This is a genomic window from Priestia sp. SIMBA_032 (assembly GCF_046535215.1).
GTDB classification, from domain to species: Bacteria; Bacillota; Bacilli; order Bacillales; family Bacillaceae_H; genus Priestia; species Priestia aryabhattai.
On the sequence record NZ_JAWRXD010000266.1, the window covers coordinates 1 to 345 of the forward strand.

1 protein-coding gene and 1 pseudogene are annotated in these 345 nt (G+C 33.9%); both read left to right on the forward strand.

The window, feature by feature from the left end; all coding sequences use genetic code 11:
• The coding region (locus tag SB717_RS34295; RefSeq protein WP_410907304.1) for a DUF2487 family protein at positions 1–147 on the forward strand (147 nt) is incomplete at its 5' end.
• Positions 148–284: 137 nt separating this feature from the next.
• Positions 285–345, forward strand: a pseudogene (locus tag SB717_RS34300) (menaquinol-cytochrome C reductase); the annotation flags it as partial.

Consider the following 345-nt stretch of genomic DNA (forward strand, 5'->3'; position numbering starts at 1 on the left):
GATATGCAAGAGTTACAGGGAGATTTATTTTGGTTTCCTTCATTAGCATTAGAACAATTTAGTGATCAAGCAAAAAGAGAAGTTATCCATGCACATATAAAAAATATAATGGTGATGTTGGAAGAGAAGTGGGGAAACTCACAATAAACAGAAAGTTCTTATTATTATGAGTAGTATGATATTGACCTGTGCATGAGCGTATTATATCATGATAGTGTCCTAGTTTTTATTTTTTATATAATTTATCACGAGGGGACAATTTCTGATAGAGGGGGGAAATTTTCGTGAGCGAGAAAGAACATCGCGTGTCAAGAAGACAATTTTTAAATTACACACTCACAGGGG